Origin of the sequence: Pseudomonas sp. P7758, from assembly GCF_013386485.1 — a bacterium.
GTDB lineage: Bacteria > Pseudomonadota > Gammaproteobacteria > Pseudomonadales > Pseudomonadaceae > Aquipseudomonas.
Map to the genome: position 1 here is coordinate 1 of NZ_JACARS010000029.1, position 19734 is coordinate 19734.

The 19734-nt window shown below is 62.3% G+C and carries 16 protein-coding genes; 8 read left to right on the forward strand and 8 right to left on the reverse strand.

Features of this window, described 5'->3' with window-relative positions; translation table 11 throughout:
- The first annotated feature begins 177 nt into the window (after nt 1-177).
- The 7 genes from HX873_RS08050 (at nt 178) to HX873_RS08080 (ending at nt 7363) form a co-directional block, all read left to right on the forward strand.
- Nucleotides 178-1419, forward strand: coding sequence for an SfnB family sulfur acquisition oxidoreductase (locus tag HX873_RS08050; protein WP_177122553.1), 1242 nt, complete (start codon nt 178-180; stop codon nt 1417-1419).
- Nucleotides 1420-1443: 24 nt separating this feature from the next.
- Nucleotides 1444-2637, forward strand: a complete 1194-nt coding sequence (locus HX873_RS08055) for an SfnB family sulfur acquisition oxidoreductase (protein WP_003211848.1) — start codon at nt 1444-1446, stop codon at nt 2635-2637.
- Nucleotides 2637-3989: an LLM class flavin-dependent oxidoreductase gene (locus HX873_RS08060; RefSeq protein WP_177122554.1), complete on the forward strand. Its 1353-nt coding sequence runs from the start codon at nt 2637-2639 to the stop codon at nt 3987-3989. Before HX873_RS08055 ends, HX873_RS08060 begins: the two co-directional genes overlap by 1 nt.
- A gap of 143 nt (nt 3990-4132) precedes the next feature.
- On the forward strand, nt 4133-4948 hold the full coding sequence (locus tag HX873_RS08065; protein WP_003211844.1) for a MetQ/NlpA family ABC transporter substrate-binding protein: 816 nt from the start codon (nt 4133-4135) through the stop codon (nt 4946-4948).
- Complete coding sequence (locus HX873_RS08070; protein WP_003211842.1) at nt 4945-6063, forward strand: methionine ABC transporter ATP-binding protein; 1119 nt, start codon at nt 4945-4947, stop codon at nt 6061-6063. The genes HX873_RS08065 and HX873_RS08070 overlap by 4 nt, the downstream gene beginning before the upstream one ends.
- Complete coding sequence (locus tag HX873_RS08075) at nt 6053-6697, forward strand: methionine ABC transporter permease (protein ID WP_003211840.1); 645 nt, start codon at nt 6053-6055, stop codon at nt 6695-6697. Before HX873_RS08070 ends, HX873_RS08075 begins: the two co-directional genes overlap by 11 nt.
- Nucleotides 6698-6736: 39 nt before the next feature.
- The gene (locus tag HX873_RS08080) at nt 6737-7363 is read left to right on the forward strand and encodes a bifunctional 2-polyprenyl-6-hydroxyphenol methylase/3-demethylubiquinol 3-O-methyltransferase UbiG (protein ID WP_008435824.1); all 627 of its coding nucleotides are present in this window, start codon (nt 6737-6739) and stop codon (nt 7361-7363) included.
- A 94-nt stretch (nt 7364-7457) separates the two neighbouring features.
- Here HX873_RS08080 and HX873_RS08085 read toward each other — a convergent pair whose 3' ends face one another.
- The 4 genes from HX873_RS08085 to HX873_RS08100 all read right to left on the reverse strand — a co-directional run bounded on the left by HX873_RS08085 (nt 7458) and on the right by HX873_RS08100 (nt 14982).
- Entirely contained in the window at nt 7458-9641 is a 2184-nt protein-coding gene (locus HX873_RS08085) for a glycoside hydrolase (RefSeq protein ID WP_177122555.1), read from the reverse strand.
- A gap of 120 nt (nt 9642-9761) precedes the next feature.
- Nucleotides 9762-12815, reverse strand: a complete 3054-nt coding sequence (locus HX873_RS08090) for an efflux RND transporter permease subunit (RefSeq protein WP_087692737.1) — start codon at nt 12813-12815, stop codon at nt 9762-9764.
- The gene (locus HX873_RS08095; protein WP_003211833.1) at nt 12812-13882 is read right to left on the reverse strand and encodes an efflux RND transporter periplasmic adaptor subunit; all 1071 of its coding nucleotides are present in this window, start codon (nt 13880-13882) and stop codon (nt 12812-12814) included. Before HX873_RS08095 ends, HX873_RS08090 begins: the two co-directional genes overlap by 4 nt.
- Nucleotides 13879-14982 carry an efflux RND transporter periplasmic adaptor subunit gene (locus HX873_RS08100; protein WP_177028465.1) on the reverse strand — a complete coding sequence of 368 codons (1104 nt, stop codon included), beginning with the start codon at nt 14980-14982 and terminating at the stop codon, nt 13879-13881. Before HX873_RS08100 ends, HX873_RS08095 begins: the two co-directional genes overlap by 4 nt.
- 122 nt (nt 14983-15104) lie before the next feature.
- On the opposite strand from HX873_RS08100, the gene HX873_RS08105 reads away from it, so the two are divergent.
- Complete coding sequence (locus HX873_RS08105) at nt 15105-16265, forward strand: AAA family ATPase (protein ID WP_102606019.1); 1161 nt, start codon at nt 15105-15107, stop codon at nt 16263-16265.
- 117 nt (nt 16266-16382) lie between these two features.
- On the opposite strand, the gene HX873_RS08110 is transcribed toward HX873_RS08105, so the two are convergent.
- From HX873_RS08110 to HX873_RS08125, 4 genes are read right to left on the reverse strand one after another with little or no spacing between them, the layout of a single operon-like run.
- Nucleotides 16383-17258, reverse strand: a complete 876-nt coding sequence (locus HX873_RS08110; RefSeq protein WP_008435828.1) for a transporter substrate-binding domain-containing protein — start codon at nt 17256-17258, stop codon at nt 16383-16385.
- A complete protein-coding gene (locus HX873_RS08115) occupies nt 17255-18031 on the reverse strand; it encodes an amino acid ABC transporter ATP-binding protein (RefSeq protein WP_003211829.1) in 777 nt (258 codons plus the stop codon). The genes HX873_RS08110 and HX873_RS08115 overlap by 4 nt, the downstream gene beginning before the upstream one ends.
- Nucleotides 18028-18687 carry an amino acid ABC transporter permease gene (locus HX873_RS08120; protein WP_008435829.1) on the reverse strand — a complete coding sequence of 220 codons (660 nt, stop codon included), beginning with the start codon at nt 18685-18687 and terminating at the stop codon, nt 18028-18030. The genes HX873_RS08115 and HX873_RS08120 overlap by 4 nt, the downstream gene beginning before the upstream one ends.
- Nucleotides 18668-19333: an amino acid ABC transporter permease gene (locus HX873_RS08125; RefSeq protein WP_003211825.1), complete on the reverse strand. Its 666-nt coding sequence runs from the start codon at nt 19331-19333 to the stop codon at nt 18668-18670. The genes HX873_RS08120 and HX873_RS08125 overlap by 20 nt, the downstream gene beginning before the upstream one ends.
- Nucleotides 19334-19734 lie beyond the last annotated feature (401 nt).

The window sequence follows — 19734 nt, forward strand, 5'->3', positions numbered from 1 at the left end:
TCTATGCATATTCCTAAAAGTTAGTTTATTAAAAAATTTAACACGCTTAGGGTATATGCACCGGACCACCGGACATTCCTGATTTTTTTATCTTTTCAACGGATGTGAGGTAGGTATGGTCAAAATTACCCCGGTGCGTAACGCCAGGGCATTGCGTGCAGCCAAGGAGCGGCGCTGATGTCTAACTTGGCACAAACACCCCCCCAGAGTGATCTGGACGCTGCCCCGCTGTTGTTGCCCGCCAAAGTGCTGCGCAACGACGCCGAGGCCCTGAGCGCCGCCCACGAGCTGGCACAGGCCGCGCGCCTGCAAGCGGCCAGGCGCGATCAGCAACGCAAACTGCCCTGGGCTGAAATCGAACACTTCACCCGCAGCGGCCTGGGCAGTATTTCCATTCCCCGTGAGTACGGCGGCCCGCAGGTGTCCTTCGTGACCCTGGCCGAGGTGTTCGCGATCATCAGCGCGGCCGACCCGGCGCTGGGGCAAATCCCGCAGAACCATTTCGGCATCCTGCACGTGCTGCAAGGTGCGGCCAGCGAGCGCCAGAAAAAGCAGCTGTTCCAGAGCGTGCTGGACGGCTGGCGCATCGGCAACGGCGGCCCGGAACGCGGTACCAAAAACACCCTGGACCTCAAGTCACGCATCACCGCCGAAGGTGACGGCTACGTCGTCAGTGGCCAGAAGTTCTACTCCACTGGCGCGCTGTTCGCCCATTGGGTGGCGGTCAAGGCCTTGAACGATGACGGCAAAGTCGTCATGGCGTTCGTGCGCCGTGGCACCGAAGGCCTGCGCATCGTCGATGACTGGTCCGGCTTTGGCCAACGCACCACCGCCAGCGGCACAGTGCTGCTGGATCAAGTGGCGGTGGACGCCGAACTGGTGGTGGAAACCTGGCGACTCGGCGAAACACCGGGCATCCAGGGTGCAGTCTCGCAATTGATCCAGGCGGCCATCGACGCCGGCATCGCCCGTGGCGCGATCGACGACACCATCAGCTTTGTACGCGAACGCTCGCGGCCATGGATCGACGCCAAGGTCGAACGGGCCAGCGATGACCTGTATGTGATCGCCGATATCGGCAAGCTGAAGATCGAACTGCACGCCGCTGAAGCCCTGCTGCGCAAGGCCGGCCAGGTACTGGACCAAGTCAGCGCCGCGCCGATCACCGCGCAGTCCGCCGCACGCGCCTCGATTGCCGTAGCCGAAGCCAAGGTGCTGACCACCGAGATTTCCCTGCTCGCCAGCGAAAAGCTGTTCGAGCTGGCCGGCAGCCGCGCGACCCTCGCCGAATTCAACCTCGACCGCCACTGGCGCAACGCCCGGGTGCACACCCTGCACGACCCGGTCCGCTGGAAGTACCACGCGGTGGGCGCTTACCACCTCAACGGCACTTTACCTGCCCGACATTCCTGGATTTAACCGACCAGACCTCTGGAGAAACCTATGACCCTTTCTCATCACGTCGCGGTTATTACCAGCGATGAACAAGCCCTTATTGTCGCCAGCGACCTGGCCGAAGACTTCCGCCGCGACAGCGCCTTGCGTGACCGTGAACGCCGCCTGCCCTTGCCTGAGCTGGACGTGTTTTCCCGCTCCGGCCTGTGGGGCATCAGCGTACCCAAGGAGTTCGGCGGTGCCGGCGTTTCCAACGTCACCCTGGCCAAGGTCACGGCACTGATTGCCCAGGCGGATGCGTCCCTGGGGCAGATCCCGCAAAACCATTTTTATGCCCTCGAAGTGCTGCGGGTGAACGGCAGCCCGGCGCAGCAAAAACGCCTGTACGCCGAAGTGCTCGCCGGCCAGCGCTTCGGCAATGCGCTGGCAGAACTGGGCACCAAGACCGCCCACGACCGCATCACCAAGATCACCCGCGACGGTGACGGTTTCCGTATCACCGGCCGCAAGTTCTACTCGACCGGCGCGATCTACGCCCAACGTATTCCCACGTCCGTGGTGGACGAAAACGGTGTGCAGCAACTGGCCTTTGTCACCCGTGACAGCGAGGGCCTGAGCGTGATCGACGACTGGAGCGGCTTCGGCCAGCGCACCACCGGCAGCGGTTCGGTGGTGTTCGATAACGTGTGGGTCGCGGCCCAGGACGTGATCCCGTTCCAGAGTGCCTTCGAACGCCCGACCACTGTCGGCCCGCTGGCGCAGATCCTTCACGCCGCCATCGACACCGGTATCGCCCGCGCTGCCTATGAGGATGCGCTGCACTTCGTGCGCACCAAGACCCGGCCGTGGATCGACGCCACCAGCGACAAGGCCACCGAAGATCCGCTGACCCTGAAAAGCTTCGGCCACTTGAGCATCCGCCTGCACGCCACCGAAGCCCTGCTGGAACGCTCAGGCGAATTCCTCGACCGCGCCCAGGCCGACAGCAATGCCGACACCGTCGCGGCCGCATCCATCGCGGTCGCCGAAGTGCGCGCCCTCAGCACCGAGATTTCCCTGGCGGCCGGCAGCACCCTGTTCGAACTTGCCGGAAGCCAGGCGACCCTCGCCGAACACGGCCTGGACCGCCACTGGCGCAACGCCCGGGTACACACCCTGCACGACCCGGTGCGCTGGAAGTACCACGCCGTGGGCAATTACTACCTCAACGATGAAAACCCGCCACTGCGGGGGACTATCTGATGACGAAGAAAAAGATCCTGCTCAATGCCTTCAACATGAACTGCATCGGGCACATCAACCACGGCCTGTGGACCCATCCACGGGACAACTCGACCCAGTACAAAACCATCGAGTACTGGACCGAACTGGCGCAGTTGCTGGAACGCGGACTGTTCGACGGGCTGTTCATCGCCGACATCGTCGGCGTGTATGACGTCTACCAGAACTCGGTGGACGTGCCGCTCAAGGAAGCGATCCAGCTGCCGGTCAACGACCCGTTGCTGCTGGTCTCGGCCATGGCGGCGGTGACCAAAAACCTTGGCTTCGGCCTGACCGCCAACCTCACCTACGAACCGCCGTATCTGTTCGCCCGGCGCATGTCGACCCTCGACCACCTGAGCCGTGGCCGGGTGGGCTGGAACATCGTCACCGGCTACCTCGACAGCGCCGCCAAGGCCATGGGCCTGACCGAGCAGGTCGAGCACGACCGGCGCTACGACCAGGCCGACGAATACCTGGAGGTGCTCTACAAACTCTGGGAAGGCAGCTGGGAAAACGACGCGGTGATCAACGATCCGCAGGCGCGGGTGTATGCCCAGCCGGAGAAGGTGCACAAGGTCGAGCACAAGGGCGAGTTCTATCAGGTGGAGGGTTATCACCTGTGCGAGCCGTCGCCGCAACGCACGCCGGTGCTGTTCCAGGCGGGCAGCTCCGACCGTGGACTGCTGTTTGCCGGGCGCCACGCCGAGTGCGTGTTCATCAGCGGGCAGAACAAGGCCTCGACCAAGATCCAGGTGGACAAGGTGCGCGCCAGCGCCGTGGAAGCCGGGCGCAACCCGGACGATATCAAGGTGTTCATGGGCCTGAACGTGATTGTCGGCGCCACCGAAGAAGCTGCGTGGGCCAAGCACGCCGAGTACCTGAGCTACGCCAGTGCGGAAGCCGGCGTGGCGCATTTCTCGGCATCCACGGCGATCGATTTTTCACAGTACGAAATCGACGAACCGATCCAGTACGTGAAGAGCAACGCCATCCAGTCCGCGACCAAGAACCTGCAAAACAATGACTGGACCCGGCGCAAGTTGCTTGAGCAGCACGCCCTGGGCGGGCGCTACATCACCCTGGTGGGTTCGCCGGCACAGGTGGCGGATGAACTTGAATCATGGATCAGCGAAACCGGCCTGGATGGCTTCAACCTGACGCGCATCGTCACCCCGGAAAGCTACGTCGACTTCATCGAACTGGTGGTGCCGGAGCTGCAGCGCCGGGGCTCGTACAAGACCGCGTATGAGACCGGGACGTTGCGGGAGAAAGTCTTCCACCACTCGGCGCACTTACCTGATCAACACACCGGCTCCACCTACCGCCACTGAACCAAAATGTGGGAGCGGGCTTGCTCGCGAAAGCGCTGTATCAGTCGCCGGATGCATTCACTGACACACCGCTTTCGCGAGCAAGCCCGCTCCCACAGTTGACCGAGTTGTTTGCACTCACACCTTATGACTGGAAATCCACTATGAAAAAAACATTGCTCAGCCACCCAGTCAAAGCACTGGCGCTCGCCCTCGGATTGTTCAGCTCGGCGGTATTCGCCGCTGACGCTCCCTTGAAAGTCGGCACCACCGCCGCCTTCGCCATTCCACTGGAGGCCGCCGTCGAAGAGGCCGGCAAACAGGGTTTGAAAGTCGAACTGGTGGAATTCACCGACTGGATCGCACCCAACGTCAGCCTGGCAGCCGGCGATATCGACGTGAACTACTTCCAGCACATCCCGTTTTTGGAAAACGCCAAGGCCGCTGCAGGCTTTGACCTGGTGCCGTACGCGCCGGGCATCATCAATAACGTCGGGCTGTATTCGAAGAAGTACAAAAGCATCAACGACCTGCCCCAGGGCGCCAGCGTGGCGATTGCCAACGACCCGATCAACAGTGGTCGCGGCCTGCAACTGCTGGCCAAGGCCGGCTTGATCACGCTCAAGCCGGGCGTGGGCTACAAGGCCACTGAAGAAGACATCGTCACCAACCCGAAGAAGATCAAGATCCTGCAAGTGGAGGCCGTGCAACTGGTGCGCGCTTATGACGACGCCGACCTGGTGCAGGGCTACCCGGCGTATATCCGCCTGTCCAAGACCTTCGATGCCGAGTCGGCGCTGCTGTTCGACGGCCTCGACCATCCGGAATACGTGATCCAGTTCGTGGTCCAGCCCAAGAGCAAAACCGACCCGCGGGTGATCAAGTTCGTCGACATCTACCAGCACTCGCCGGTGGTGCGCGCCGCGTTGGATAAATCCCTTGGCAAGCTCTACCAAGTGGGCTGGGAAGATAAAAAATGACCGCCGCCCACTCTCAACTGCGCGACCTGGGCCTGCCGCCCAGGGACGCCGAGCAGACAGAACTGCACCCGGACCTGAATCGCGCGCACGTGCGCTTTATCAACCTGGGCAAGACCTATGACGGCCAATCCGTGCCCGCCCTGCAAGGCATCGACCTGGCGATCCAGCGCGGCGAAGTCTTCGGCATCATCGGCCGCAGCGGCGCCGGCAAGTCGTCGCTGATCCGCACCATCAACCGCCTGGAACAACCGAGCAGCGGCCGGGTATTGATTGACCAGGTGGACATCGGCGACTTCGACGAAGACCGCCTGGTCGCCCTGCGCCGACGCATCGGCATGATCTTCCAGCACTTCAACCTGATGTCGGCCAAGACTGTGTGGCAGAACGTCGAACTGCCGTTGAAAGTCGCAGGCGTGCCCAAGGAGCAGCGCGAGAAGAAGGTGCGTGAACTGCTGGAATTGGTCGGCTTGCAGGATAAGCACAAGGCTTACCCGGCGCAGCTGTCCGGCGGGCAGAAACAGCGGGTGGGCATCGCCCGCTCACTGGTGCATGACCCACAGATTCTGTTGTGCGACGAAGCCACTTCAGCGCTCGACCCTGAGACCACGCAATCCATCCTCGGTCTGCTGCGGGAGATCAACAAACGCCTGGGCTTGACCATCGTGCTGATCACCCACGAAATGGCCGTGATTCGCGAAATCTGCGACCGCGTGGTGGTGCTGGAACACGGCCATGTGGTCGAGCAAGGCCCGGTGTGGGAAGTGTTCGGCAACCCGCAGCATGAGGTCAGTAAAACCCTGCTGGCGCCGCTGCAACATGGCCTGCCTGAAGAGTTGCAAAGCCGCCTGCAGGCCAATCCGACCTCAAAGGACGCCGCCGTGGTGCTGCGCTTGCAACTGACTGGCAGTGCCGAAGACGAACCCGATCTTGCTGCGTTATTCAGCGCCCTCGGCGGGCGCGTGCGCTTGCTGCAAGGCGGTGTGGAACGCATCCAGGGCCACGCCTTGGGGCAATTGCTGCTGGCGGTGAGCGGCTCGTCCCTGACCGCCGAAGAACTGCGCAGCCGCGCCGGGCGCTGGGCACAACAGGTGGAGGTGCTGGGCTATGTGGTTTGATCGTTTATTGCAGGGCGCCATCGACACACTGTTGATGGTCGGAGTGTCGTCGTTGATTGCATTGCTGGTGGGGATTCCGCTGGCGGTGTTCCTGGTGACCAGCGACAAGGGCGGCATCTATCAGGCGCCTGCCTTGAATCGGGTGCTGGGGGCGTTCGTTAACCTGTTCCGCTCGATCCCGTTTTTGATTTTGATGGTGGCGCTGATTCCGTTCACCCGGTTGATCGTCGGCACCACCTATGGCGTGTGGGCGGCGGTGGTGCCGTTGACCATCGCGGCCACGCCGTTTTTTGCGCGGATCGCCGAAGTCAGCTTGCGCGAAGTCGATCACGGCTTGATCGAAGCGGCGCAAGCCATGGGTTGCCGGCGCTGGCATATCGTCTGGCATGTGCTGCTGCCGGAGGCGCTGCCGGGGATTGTCGGCGGGTTCACGATTACCCTGGTGACGATGATCAACTCCTCGGCCATGGCCGGCGCAATTGGCGCCGGTGGGCTGGGGGATATTGCCTATCGCTATGGCTATCAGCGTTTTGACACGCAGATCATGCTCACCGTGATTGTGCTGCTGGTGATCCTGGTAGCCGTGATTCAGTTGGGCGGCGATCGGTTGGCCAGGGTTCTGAACAAGAGGTGAGGTATAGTCGGGCCATCTCAGCGCCCGGTATAACCTGCCATGAAACTCGCCCCCGACGACCTCGACCAGATCACCTCCACCACCCTTGGCCACTACAACAAAGTGGCCGAGGATTTTCGTGAAGGCACCCGCGATCACGATGTGAGCCAGAACATTGATGCGTTGCTGCGGCATATCCAGGGCGACGCACCGTTTACCGTGCTGGACTTCGGCTGCGGGCCGGGGCGGGATTTGCAGACGTTTACCCGCATGGGCCACATCGCAGTGGGGCTCGATGGTTCGGAGCGCTTTGCACAGATGGCCCGGGAAGACAGCGGCTGTGAAGTGCTGCAACAGGACTTCCTGAAGCTGGATTTGCCGGCCGGCCGTTTCGACGGGATCTTCGCCAATGCGGTGCTGTTTCATATTCCCAAGCAGGAACTGCCGCGCATTCTTGGGCAGTTGCATGGGGCGTTGAAGGTCGGTGGAGTGTTGTTCAGCTCAAACCCTCGGGGTGAAAACCAGGAGGGCTGGAATGGGCCGCGGTATGGCTCGTATCACGACTTGCAGGCCTGGCAGGAATTGCTGACGGCTGCGGGGTTTATGGAGTTGGAGCATTACTACCGGCCAGCGGGATTGCCTCGGGAACAACAGCCGTGGCTGGCAAGTGTGTGGCGCAAGCTGTAGGTCTTTGTTGTTTGGGCTTACGCCTTCGCGAGCAAGCCCGCTCCCACATTTTGGAATGCATTCCCCTGTGGGAGCGGGCTTGCTCGCGAAGGACTCACAGCCGCCACTCATCCACCTGATACACCACAGCCTGGGCGCCAGGTACAAAAGCCGTAATACGCCCCTCAGCAAAATTCGCCACCAACCGCGTCCCATCGGCAAACGTGGTCTGCTGCACCTGTTTATCTTCGGTCAGCCAGCGAAAATCCGTCATGGCCTGAGTCGCCAACCGCTCATGCAGCGGCCGGAAGAACGCGTCCTGGCGCTGAATCACCGGCAAGCGCTGCTTCACCGTCGCCGCACTCAGGTGATACAGCGGCGGCACGTTGTAGAGCAGTTGCGTCAGCTCGCTTTCGGCCCGCACGTTGCTCAGTTTCAGGCTGTCGAACAGCCAATGGTGGGTGGTGATCACCGAGCCATGGAACACCGCCTGATACAGCGGCAGGCGCATCGTCGGGTCAAAGTAGACCGTGCGAAACGGCTCTTTCAACGGCACCGACTTGAAGAACACCGCCGGCTGTTCCGGCGGGTACCAAGCCCCGACGTAATACGGCGACTGCCTGTCCTTGGTCATCTCACGATCACCCCAGCCCAGCACCGGCGTTTGCATGCCGTGGGCAAACAGGATGCCTCGGGCGGTGATCGCGTTGCCGTCCTCGGAACCTGCCGGCAACTTCAGCGCCGTATTGATCCAGCGGGCCGCATCGATATTGCCTTCGGCATTTTGTGCCTGGGTCATGCTCGCACCCGTGCGATAGCTGTCGAACAACATACTGGTGGCATAGGCGTCGAGGAACCAGGCGTTGAACCCGGACTTGGCCTGCACCGCCTTGATCCGCGCCTCCAGCAACGGCCGCACGCAGCGCGGGTCGGTGTAGTGGCCGGACTTCTGGAAGCCTGTCTTGAGCTGGCCGCCCTTCAACACGATCGCGCACTCGCCATAGGCCTTGCTGCCCAGGTGCGCGGTGGTCCAGTCGGGATTTTCAGTGGCCGACAGTGCCGTTTCATAAGAGTCGTAGGGCGCCATCAAGTAACCGGCGTCGACCCCGGTCTTCACCGCCTCAGGATGCCAGAGCCCGCCTTCCCAGCCTTCGCCCTGGGTCACCAGCAGGCGCTTGAGACCGGCGCCTTTCAGCGCGTTGGTGACGGACAAGGTGTTGCCCCAAGTCTCAGGCGTGGCGCTCAAGGCACCCGCAAAAGCCACGGCCAACTCGCGACGCAGCGCACCATAGCCATCAGCGAGTTGGGTCATATTCGGCTCGGTGGAGGGCTGCCAGCTTTGCCGGGCCTTTGTGTTGATCGCCGCGTTCAGGCCGCGCAGCAGGACAGCCTGCTCATACGGTTGCTTGACCTGCCGAACCTGCGCAGCCTCTTTGTCCAGCAAGCCATTCAATTCAGCCGCCAAGCCTTTGCCGCTGCGTAGCAGCTTGAGCAGTTGCGGCCAGTCGCGCACATCCCCCGGAGCCAGCAGATCATTGCCCCACAGGTAGATATGGCTGGCGCCCAGCAGCTTTTCAGCTTCAGGGGTTTGCCGCAACTTGTCCGCCAACGGTTCAAACAGCCCCTGCTCCACCAGCCACTGGTGATAACGCTTGGCGCCGGCCAGCGGGTCGCTTTCGCCCAGGTGCAACAGAACGGTCATCGGTGCCGCGGGGTCCAGCGTGGTGAATTCATGGAAGGCGGACAACGCCAGTCCTTTGCCGTCGGCCTGCCAGTGCAGACGGTTGTTGTAAGGATTGGTCATCAGCCAGTTGAGGGTAAACGCGCCGTGATCCACGCCCCACAGCGGCAAGCTGAGGTCCTGGGTGGTGTTGACGTCGCCCTGCTCCAGCAGGAAGTCCTGCCACACACCATTGCCCGCCGGCACGTAATGCCCTTCGGCCAGGGGCCAGATCAGGCCCTTGCCCATGGCGCTGGCGGGTTGGCGCAGGATCGCCAACTCACCGGCATCACGGGCGGTAATCGTCAGGGCAAGATCCCGTTGCTCGAGGGTGGCGCTCAGGCGATAGGCGCCATCGTCCCATTGCCAACTGGCCTGACGGGTGCTTTGGGAGAGCTGGTTGACCCTGTGCGCAGGGCCTCCGCTTGAAGCCTGCACGGCGGTCTTGTCGCTGGGGATAACGTGGATCGCAAGGGTCGCCGGGTCGATCTCAACCCGCCACAGGGCGTTCTCCAGCACCGTGCCGGCAAGGGCCACGGGCGACAGTAACAAGCTACAAACCAGCAGGAAACAACGCATGGGGCAGGCCTTGGCAAAGGATCAGGCCCGGAGGGTAAAACAATTGATCGGGTGCGAAGGGCAAAAAAATGTTTCAGGGAACATTCCCACGTCCGTGTAGGAATGTCACCGCTGTGGCTGTCAGGCTTGTTCTTTCTTCGGCTCGCGAATCTTGTACCAGGCCACATACAGCGCCGGCAGGAACAGCAGCGTCAGCAAGGTGGCGATGATGATCCCGCCGATCATCGCGTAGGCCATCGGGCCCCAGAACACTTCACGGGCGATAGGGATCATGCCCAGGCTGGCCGCTGCTGCGGTCAGCAGGATCGGCCGGCGCCGGTGTTCGGTGGCTTCCACCACCGCGTCCCACGGCGTGTAGCCGTCGCGCTCGTAGGCGTCGATCTGCGTCACCAGGATCACCGAGTTACGGATGATGATGCCGATCAGCGCAAGGATCCCCAGAATCGCCACAAAGCCCATGGGCGTGCCCGTGGGAATCAGCGCCAACACCACGCCAATCAGCCCCAGCGGCGCCACGCTGGCCACCAGGAACATCTTCTGCACGCTGTGCAGCTGGATCATCAGGAAGGTCGCCATCAGGAACAGCATCAACGGCACTACCTTGGCAATCGGGCCCTGGGCCTTGCCGCTTTCTTCCACGGTGCCGCCGGTGGCGACCTTGTAGCCCACCGGCAACCCAGCACTGAACTTGTCGATGTCCGGCTTGAGCTGTTTCACCAGGTCGGTCGGCTGCATGTCGTCGCGCACCGCCGCCTTGATGGTGATGGTCGGCTTGCGGTCGCGACGCCACACCAACGGCTGTTCAAGCTCATAGCGCACGGTGGCAAACGCCAGCAGCGGAATCGAGGTGCCGTTGGGCGTGACGATCTGCAGGTTCTGCAAGGTTTCCGGCGTACCGCGTTCGGCATCTTCGGCGCGGCCGACCACGTTGATCAGGTAGATATCGTCATGCACCTGGGTCACCGACGCACCGCTGACCACGCTGTTCATCAACTGCGCCACGTCTTCCGACGACAGCCCCAGTTGCCGCGCCTTGTCCTGGGCGATGTCCACCCGCAGGACTTTGCCAGGCTCGTTCCAGTCGTAGATGATCTCGCCCATGTGGGTATTTTTATCGAGCATGGTCGCCAGTTCGATCGCGTGTTTGCGCACCTGGTCGATGTCCTTGCCAGACACCCGGTACTGGATCGGACGCCCCACCGGCGGGCCCATTTCCAGTGGCTGCACAAAGCTGCCCACGCCGACAAAATCTTCCCGCAGGCGTTTTTGCAGGCGCGCAATCAAGGCGCCGCGCTCTTCCAGGCCCTTGCTGACGATCACCAGTTGCGCGTAGTACGGGTTCTCCAGTTGCTGGTCCAGCGGCAGGTAGAAACGGATCGCGCCCTGGCCGATGTAGGTGCTCCAGCGGGCGATGTCCGGGTCGTCCTTGATGATCGCCTCAAGACGGTCGACGGCCTTGCGGGTCTCGTTGATCGAGGCGTTTTGCGGCAGGTTGAGGTCGACGAGAATTTCCGGACGGTCCGAGGACGGGAAAAACTGGTTCTGCACAAACTGCATGGAAAACACCGACGCTACAAACAGCAGCACGGTAATGCCAATGGCCCACCAGCGGTTACGCATCGCCCACAGCATGCCGCCATTGAACGCCCGGCCCACACGGCCCGGCTCGGCATTGTGGGGTTTTACCTTGCTGCTGAGGATATGCACCCCGAGCACCGGCGCGAACAATACCGCGACCACCCACGACACCAGCATTGCCACGGCAATCACCGCGAACAGCGTGAAGGTGTACTCCCCCGCCGAACTGGCGTTGAGGCCAATCGGCACAAACCCGGCGACGGTCACCAGCGTGCCGGTCAACATCGGGAACGCGGTGGAGGTGTAGGCGAACGTCGCCGCCTGCTCCTTGGTCTCGCCTTTTTCCAGGCGCGTGATCATCATCTCCACGGTGATCATCGCGTCGTCCACCAACAGGCCGAGGGCGATGATCAACGCGCCCAGCGACACCCGCTGCATGGTGATGCCGCTGTACTCCATGAACACGAACACCAGCGCCAGCACCAGCGGGATCGAGCACGCCACCACCAACCCGGCACGCACGCCGAGGCTGATAAAGCTCACCACCAGCACGATGATCACCGCCTCGAACAACGCGCTGGTAAAGCCGCCAACGGCCTCCTCCACCACTTCGGCCTGGTCGGAAACCTTGTGCACGCCCACACCCACCGGCAGGTCGGCGGTCAGGTCGTCCATGCGTTTGTGCAGGGCCTTGCCGAAGTCCTGGATGTTGCCGCCCTTCTGCATGGCGATGGCCAAGCCGATGGCGGGTTTGCCGTTGAAGCGGAACATCGGCGTCGACGGGTCGACATAGCCACGGGTGATTTCCGCCACGTCGGCCAGCCGATAGAAACGGTCATTGAGCCGCAGGTTGACGTTGGCCAGGTCCTTCTCCGAGGCGAACTGCCCGGAGGTGCGCACCGAAATCCGCTCCGGCCCGGCCTCGATCACCCCAGCCGGGGTCACCGCGTTCTGCGATTGCAGGCTCTGCACCACCTGGCGCTGATCGATCCCCAGCGCTGCGAGTTTGCGGGTGGAGAAATTCAGGTAAATCACTTCGTCCTGCTGGCCGATCATCTCGACCTTGCCCAGCCCCGGTACCGAACGAATTTCGGCGCGCACCTGCTCCACGTAATCGCGCAGCTGGCGCATCGACAGGCCGTCGGCGGTAAATGCGTACACCGAGCCGAACACATCCCCGAACTCGTCGTTGAACGCCGGCCCCTGCAAGCCTTGGGGGAAGCTGCCGCGAATATCGTCGATCTTCTTGCGGACCTGGTACCAGATCTGCGGGATGTCCTTGGCGCTGGTGGTGTCCCGCAGGAACACGAACACCGTGGACTCGCCGGGCCGGGTGTAGCTCTTCACGTAGTCGAGGGAGTCCAGCTCTTCGAGTTTTTTCTCGATGCGGTCGGTGACCTGCTTGAGGGTTTCTTCCTGGGTCGCGCCCGGCCAGCGGGTCTGGATCACCATGGTCTTGATGGTGAACGACGGGTCTTCCTCGCGACCGAGGTTCATGTACGAGAACACGCCCATCAGCAGCGCGACGAACATCAGGTACCAGACGAAGGACTGATGCTTGAGGGCCCAGTCGGATAAGTTGAAGCTCCCTTTCATCGCGGGCTGTCCTCGTCGATTTTGACTTTTTGCCCGGGCTTCAGGCTGTTCACGCCGGCACTCACCACCCGCTCGCCGGGTTTGACGCCGGCGTTGAGCAAGGCGCTGTCGGCGTCGCGGCTGACGATGCTGACGTCACGGGGCTGTACGGTCTGGCTTTGGGTGTCGATCACCCAGATGCGGGTCTTGCCGTCGGCTTCCTGCAAGGCGCTGAGGGGCAGTTCGATACGCGGAGCGATGGCTGAACTCAGGGTCACGCTGATGGCGGTGCCAAGGCGGAACGCGGGCGGTGTTTCCGCCAGGGTCAGGCGGGCGCGACGGGTGCGCGTGGCGCTTTGGGCCTGGGGTTCGATCTCGCGCACGGTGGCGGTGGTGCTGACCGTGGGGTCCATCTGCCCGGCGACCAGGAACACCACATCCGGCGGCAGGCGCTCGGCGAGGCCGGCGGGCAAGTCGATGACGGCTTCCTTGATGTCCGGTCGTGCCAGGGTCACCACTTGCTGCCCGGCGCTGACCACCTGGCCGGCCTCGGCATTCCAGGCGGTGACGATGCCTGCATGGTCGGTGCGCAGTTCGGCGTAGTTGAGCTGGTCCTTGGCCTGGTTGACCGAGGCCCTGGCCTGATCCAGGGAAGCCTGGGTGGTTTTCAAGTCGGTCTGGGCGATGTCCAGTTGGGCCTGGGCGCCGACGCCACGGTTGAACAGTTCCTGCTGGCGGCGGGCATTGGCCTGGGCGTTGATCCACTGTGCCTGGACCCGGGCTAGGTCGCCCTGGGCGGCGCGCAACTGGTTCTGTTGATCGGTGGGGTCGAGCACGGCGAGCAACGCGCCCTGCTGCACTTCAGCGCCCACGTCGACCGCGCGCCGGGCGATACGGCCTGGCACACGGAAACCGAGATTGCTTTCGTAGCGGGCCTGGATCGTTCCGGCGAAGCGGCCGAGGTTTTCCTGGTCTTCGGCTTTCACTTCAATCGACAGCACCGGGCGCACCGGTTCCGGTGCCGGTTCTTCCTTGGAACACGCCATCAAGAGCAGGCTGGCGGCGAGAACACACGTCAACTGCTTCATGGCTGCACTCCCTGGGCCTGGGCCTGATCCGGCGGCTGGGCGATTTCCACGATCATGCCGGGGTGCAGCAATTGCCCGCCGGCCACCACGACTTTTTCGCCGCCCTTGAGGCCGTCGCTGATGATCACCTTGCCGGTGAGATAACGCGCGACCGTGACCTTGTGCAGTTGCGCCTTGCCGTCGTCGTCCACCAGCCAGACAGCCGGCGCACTGATGTCTTTGGTCAAGGCAGCCCACGGCAATTCGATGCTGGCCTTGGCCGGCCCGTTGGCGGTGGCGCTGACCACCGAGCCCAGTTGCATGCCCTTGGGCAGCGCGTCGAGGGCGATTTTGACTTGCACCGTGCCGGTATTGGCGGCAACGGCCGGGGTGACTTCGCGCACCTTGCCCACGGCGGTGATCTGCGGGTTTTCCAGCAGGCTGACGGTAATCGGCTTGTCCGGCGGCGGCTCCACCAGCAGCGATTCATAGACGTTGAACACCGCGTCGCGCTCGCCATCCCGGGCCAGGCTGAAAATCGGCACGGTGGCCTGCACCACCTGGCCCACCTCGGCCTGGCGGGCGGTGATGATGCCCGGCGCGTCGGCGACCAGCGAGGTGTAGCCCAACTGCTCGCGGGCATTGGCCAACTGCGCCTGGGCGGCGGTCAGCGCACTCTGGCTGCTGCGCAACGCGGCCTGGGCGGAGTCGTATTCGCTGCGGCTGGTGTAGCCCTTGGGCAAGAGTTTTTCCTGGCGCACAAACGCGGCGGCGGTCTGTTTGACCCGCGCCTGCTCGGCGACCACCTGGGCCTGGGCGGAGTCGACGTTGGTCTGCAAATCTTTCGGATCGAGCTTGGCCAGCACCTGCTTGGCGCTGACGCGGTCGCCGACATCCACCATGCGCTGGATGATCTTGCCGCCGACGCGGAACGACAGATCGGTCTGCACCCGGGCCTGGATATCGCCGGTCAAGGTCACGGCAGCGGCAAAGTCGGTGGACTTCACCGTCTGCACAAACACCCGGGAATGTTCCTTGGGTTCGGCTTTTTCCTGGCCGCAACCGCTCAGCAGCGCCAGCAGGCCAAGGCCGAGGATAAATGTGAGTTTGTGACCGCCCATGCAGGCTCCTTTTGCGTGATGCCGACGTGCCAGTGTCTATGCGACTGTGAGCTTAGAACAGGGTTCCTTATCTGCATGGAGAATCCCATACTCCAGGGGTTCCCAAACCGATAATTTTTCTCATGCTCAAGACCCTCGCGGTGGCCAATTACCGCTCGATCAACAAATTGGTGGTGCCGCTGGATCGGTTGAACCTGATTACCGGCCCCAATGGCAGCGGCAAGTCCAACCTGTACCGCGCCCTGCGGCTGCTGGCGGAGACGGCCCAGGGCGGCGTGATCAACGCACTGGCCCGCGAGGGTGGGCTGGATTCAACCTTCTGGGCCGGGCCGGAAAGCATCAGCCGGCGCATGCTCAGTGGTGAAGTGGCGGTGGAGCCCATCGTGCGCCAGGGCGCCAAGCGCTTGCGCTTGGGGTTTGCCGCAGAGGATTTCAGCTATGCGATTTCCCTGGGGTTGCCCGAGAAAACCTTGTCCTATTTTTCCCTGGACCCGGAGATCAAGAAAGAATGCATCTGGGCCGGGCATGTATTTCGCCCGGCGAGCCTGCTGGTGCAGCGCTCCGGCCCGATGGTACGTGCCCGCGATGGCCGCGCCTGGGATGTACTGGCCCAGCACACGCCGAACTACCACAGCCTGTTCGATCAGGTCGGCAGCCTGCGGGGTTCGCCGGAGGTATTGCTGCTGCGCGAAAGCATTCGCGGCTGGCGCTTTTATGATCATTTTCGCAGCGACGTCGACGCCCCGGTGCGCCAGCCGCAACTGGGCACGCGCACGCCGGTGCTGCATCACGACGGTCGGGATTTGGCAGCGGCGTTGCAGACCATTCGCGAGATTGGCGACCCGGACGCCTTGCAGCGGGCGATCAGCGATGCGTTTCCCGGCGCGCGGTTGAATATCGAGCCATTGCAGGGCGGCCGTTTTGCCATCGAGTTTTATCAGGAAGGGTTGCTGCGGCCGTTATCGGCGGCGGAGCTGTCGGACGGGACCTTGCGCTACTTGCTGCTGGTGGCGGCGCTGCTGACGCCGAGGCCACCGACGATGATGGTATTGAACGAACCGGAAACCAGCTTGCACCCGGATCTTTTGCCGGCGTTGGCGCGGCTGATCATTCAGGTGTCGCAGCAGTGTCAGGTGTGGGTGGTGTCCCATGCCAGCCGCTTGATTGCGGCGTTGCAGCAGGATGAAGGGTGTAATTCGATCGTGCTGGAGAAGGTGATGGGGCAGACGCAGGTGGTGGGGCAGCGGGTGCTGGATGAGCCGGCGTGGCATTGGCCCAGCTGATGATCGTTCCCACGCTCTGCGTGGGAACGCATCACGGGACGCTCCGCGTCCCAGCAGCAGACGCGGAGCGTCCAAGGCGGCATTCCCACGCGGAGCGTGGGAACGATCATTGACGGGTCAACCCTGCCACTTCCCGCCTTCAACAATCACACTCTCAGGCTTGGTGTCATCGCTCAGTTCCTTGCGAACATACTGGTCATACAGCTTGAGCAAATACTTCTCTTCGCCCAACTTCGCCAGCTCGGCATTCACCCAATCCCGCAATTCGATGTTGCCCTTCTTCACCGCCGGCGCAATCGGCGCTTCATCCCCCAGTTTCTGCTCCAGCACGCGATAGCCCGGGTTCTGCTTGGCCCAGCTGAACAACACCAGGTTGTCCTGGGCATAGGCATCACCACGGCCCGCCGACAACGCTTGCAGCGACTCGGAGTTTTTCTCGAACTTCAGCAGTTTCCAGTCCGGGTGGTTCTTGGTCAGCCAGATATCCGCGGTGGTGCCGGTGGTGACGATGGTGGTGCGGGTCGCCAGGTCGTCCAGGCTCTTCACCGAGCTGTCCTGCGGCACCAGGGCCTGCACCGCGACTTTCAGGTTCGGGTTGGTGAAGTCCACCGCTTCCTTGCGCTCCGGCGTCACCGTCATGTTGGCGAGGATCAGGTCGACCTTGTCGCTTTGCAGGAACGGAATGCGGCTCGCCGGCTCTACGGCGACGAATTCAACCTTGTTCTCGTCGCCTAGCAGGTCCTTGGCGAAACGGCGGCCGATGTCGGTATCGAAGCCGACATAGCGGCCGGACTCATCCACGAAACCAAACGGCGGCTTGTCGGTGAATACGCCGACGATCAGCTTGTCCCGCGCCTTGATCTTGTCGATGTAGCTCACTGCAGCGGGTGCCGGGGTGGCAGCGGCAGCCGTCTTGGCGGGCTCTTCGGACTTATTGCAGCCGGCCAGCAAAGCGAGGCCGAACAGGGGGAATAACAACTTGGCAGTTTTCATGACAGCTCCAGTTCCTTGGTTCTTTTGGGCAGTGTTGAAACGAAGGAGAACTTCTCCAGGAACTGCTGCGCGCGTGCGGTTTGCGGGTTCGTAAAGAATGCCTCGGGGGTGTTTTGTTCGAGGATGCGGCCGGCCTCCATGAACACCACGCGGTCGGCGACGGCGCGGGCGAAGGCCATTTCATGGGTGACGATCAGCAGGGTCATGCCGTCCCGGGCCAGGCCCTGGATCACTTCCAGTACTTCCTTGACCATCTCCGGGTCGAGGGCGGCGGTGACTTCGTCAAACAGCATGACCTGCGGGTTCATGCACAACGAGCGGACGATGGCGATGCGTTGCTGCTGGCCGCCCGACAGCTGGCGCGGGTAGGCGTCGCGTTTGTCGGAGAGGCCCACCCGTTCCAGCAGTTTTTCAGCCTGGGCCCGGGCTTCGCGGGGTTCGCGTTTTTGCACTTTCAGCGGGCCGAGCAGGAGGTTGTCGAGCACGCTCATGTGCGGGAACAGGTGATAACTCTGGAACACCATGCCCACGTCCTGGCGCACCTGGCGCCAGTCGGTGGCCTTGTCCAGCAGCTCCTTGCCCGCAAAACGCAGGCTACCGCTGTGGGCCACTTCCAGGCCATTGAGGCACCGCAGCAAGGTGCTTTTGCCGCAACCGCTGGGGCCGAGGATCACCACCACTTCGCCGCTTTGCACACTCAGGTCGATGCCGTCGAGCACCTGCTGGTCGCCGAAAAACTTGTTGAATCCCTGGAACTCGATCAATGCGCTCATGCTTGGGCCCAGCGCCGTTCCAGCACCTTGGAGGCGGCCGACAACGGGTAGCAGATAAAGAAGAAAAACAGGAACAGCGCGCCGTAGATCAACACCGACTCGTAGGTGCGCTCGATGATTTGCTGGCCGACCTTGATCACGTCCACCACACCGATCAGCACCGCCAGGGAGCTGGTCTTGATGATGCGGGTGTAGACGTTGATGGTCGGCGGGGTCATGCGTTTCAGGGCCTGGGGCAACAGCACGTAGCCGTACAGTTGCGGGTCCGACAGGCCAATCGACAGGCCGGCTTCACGCTGGCCACGGGGCAACGAATGCAACGCACCGCGCACCACTTCGCCGACTTCACTGGCGCCCCACAGCGACAACACCAGCACGGCGCACCAGAAGCTCGGAATGCTCAGGCCAAAGAAAATCGGCAGGCCGAAGAACAGCAAGTACAACCACACCAACACCGGAATGGCACGGAACAGCTCCAGGTAAATCCGCAGCACCAGGTTGATCGCTTTCGAATTCAACGTGCGCAGTACGCCATACACCACGCCGCCGACGGTGCTGAAGGCGATGCTCAAGAACGAGATCGACAGGGTTTGCGCCGCGCCCTTGCCCAGTTGCGGCAAGGACACCCAGAGTAATTCAAGACCCGAACTGGCCATGCTGGAGCCTCCTTTCAAGGCGGCTGAGCAGCAGCGACAGCGGCAGGAATAACAGCACGCAGATCAACGTGAGCACCGCGAGCATTTCGTAGGTTTTGTAGTAGAGGGCGATATAGCTTTTGGTGGTGTAGAGAATCTCCGGCACCGCCACCGCCGACACGATCGTGGTTTCCTTGAGCAGGAAAATAAAGTTCGCAAACAGCGCCGGCAGGCTGAGGATCCCGGCCTGGGGCAGGATCACATGGCGCAGCAGTTGCCAGTGGGACAGCCCGATGGACTTGCCCGATTCGATCTGTGCCAGCGGTACCGCCTCGACACCGGCGCGCAACACTTCCGTGAGGTAGGCGCCGCCGAGAAAGGTCATGGTGATGATTGCCGCCCAGAACCCGGAGATATTCAGCCCCAGGGCCGGCAACGCGAAATAGACGAAAAACAGTTGGATCAGCAGCGGTGTGTTGCGCGCCAACTCCACGTACAGCGCCACCAGGCGCCACACGTAGGGCGTGCGAAACACCAGCAGCGCGGCGTTGATCAAGGCCACCAGCATGGAGGTGCCAATGGCGATCAGGCCGACTTGCAGGGTAACGCCCACGGCCTTGAGAAACGCTGGCAGCGTGCTGAGGATAAATGCGTAATCGAAGGTCATCTGAAATCCCTGACGCCGCAGGGGTAAAGCGGCGTTGGTGCGGTCCGGTCCAGCGTGGGTAACGCCGGGTAGCGCCGACTTTAAAGGTATAAAAAGCAAAATTTAAATACCGAAATAGCATATTGATATCACCCAAATAGATAACCTGCGGATTCGCGGTGCAGATGGATGACAGCTACTGTTCCCGGGGAAGTAGGAAGGGTCTTTTTATCGGAGCTGCACTTCAGGGATAGGCGGTACGTGGCCAGACTGACGGCCAACCAACAGGCGAGGGAATGAGCGATGAACGAGGCAAAACCGATTGATCCGCAGGAACTGGTGAAGTGGCTGGTGGCGTTACGCAGGGCCATTAACAGTCGAAATATCTGAGCTGACACAGTCCCAAATGTGGGAGCGGGCTT

Excerpts from the sequence above, each read along its gene's own strand:
- HX873_RS08070 (WP_003211842.1), top strand. The coding sequence starts at position 4,945 with ATGACCGCCGCCCACTCTCAACTGCGCGACCTGGGCCTGCCGCCCAGG.
- HX873_RS08080 (WP_008435824.1), top strand. The coding sequence starts at position 6,737 with ATGAAACTCGCCCCCGACGACCTCGACCAGATCACCTCCACCACCCTT.
- HX873_RS08125 (WP_003211825.1), bottom strand. The coding sequence starts at position 19,333 with ATGACCTTCGATTACGCATTTATCCTCAGCACGCTGCCAGCGTTTCTC.
- HX873_RS08085 (WP_177122555.1), bottom strand. The coding sequence starts at position 9,641 with ATGCGTTGTTTCCTGCTGGTTTGTAGCTTGTTACTGTCGCCCGTGGCC.
- HX873_RS08100 (WP_177028465.1), bottom strand. The coding sequence starts at position 14,982 with ATGGGCGGTCACAAACTCACATTTATCCTCGGCCTTGGCCTGCTGGCG.
- HX873_RS08060 (WP_177122554.1), top strand. The coding sequence starts at position 2,637 with ATGACGAAGAAAAAGATCCTGCTCAATGCCTTCAACATGAACTGCATC.
- HX873_RS08050 (WP_177122553.1), top strand. The coding sequence starts at position 178 with ATGTCTAACTTGGCACAAACACCCCCCCAGAGTGATCTGGACGCTGCC.
- HX873_RS08055 (WP_003211848.1), top strand. The coding sequence starts at position 1,444 with ATGACCCTTTCTCATCACGTCGCGGTTATTACCAGCGATGAACAAGCC.
- HX873_RS08120 (WP_008435829.1), bottom strand. The coding sequence starts at position 18,687 with ATGGCCAGTTCGGGTCTTGAATTACTCTGGGTGTCCTTGCCGCAACTG.
- HX873_RS08095 (WP_003211833.1), bottom strand. The coding sequence starts at position 13,882 with ATGAAGCAGTTGACGTGTGTTCTCGCCGCCAGCCTGCTCTTGATGGCG.
- HX873_RS08110 (WP_008435828.1), bottom strand. The coding sequence starts at position 17,258 with ATGAAAACTGCCAAGTTGTTATTCCCCCTGTTCGGCCTCGCTTTGCTG.
- HX873_RS08075 (WP_003211840.1), top strand. The coding sequence starts at position 6,053 with ATGTGGTTTGATCGTTTATTGCAGGGCGCCATCGACACACTGTTGATG.
- HX873_RS08115 (WP_003211829.1), bottom strand. The coding sequence starts at position 18,031 with ATGAGCGCATTGATCGAGTTCCAGGGATTCAACAAGTTTTTCGGCGAC.
- HX873_RS08090 (WP_087692737.1), bottom strand. The coding sequence starts at position 12,815 with ATGAAAGGGAGCTTCAACTTATCCGACTGGGCCCTCAAGCATCAGTCC.
- HX873_RS08105 (WP_102606019.1), top strand. The coding sequence starts at position 15,105 with ATGCTCAAGACCCTCGCGGTGGCCAATTACCGCTCGATCAACAAATTG.
- HX873_RS08065 (WP_003211844.1), top strand. The coding sequence starts at position 4,133 with ATGAAAAAAACATTGCTCAGCCACCCAGTCAAAGCACTGGCGCTCGCC.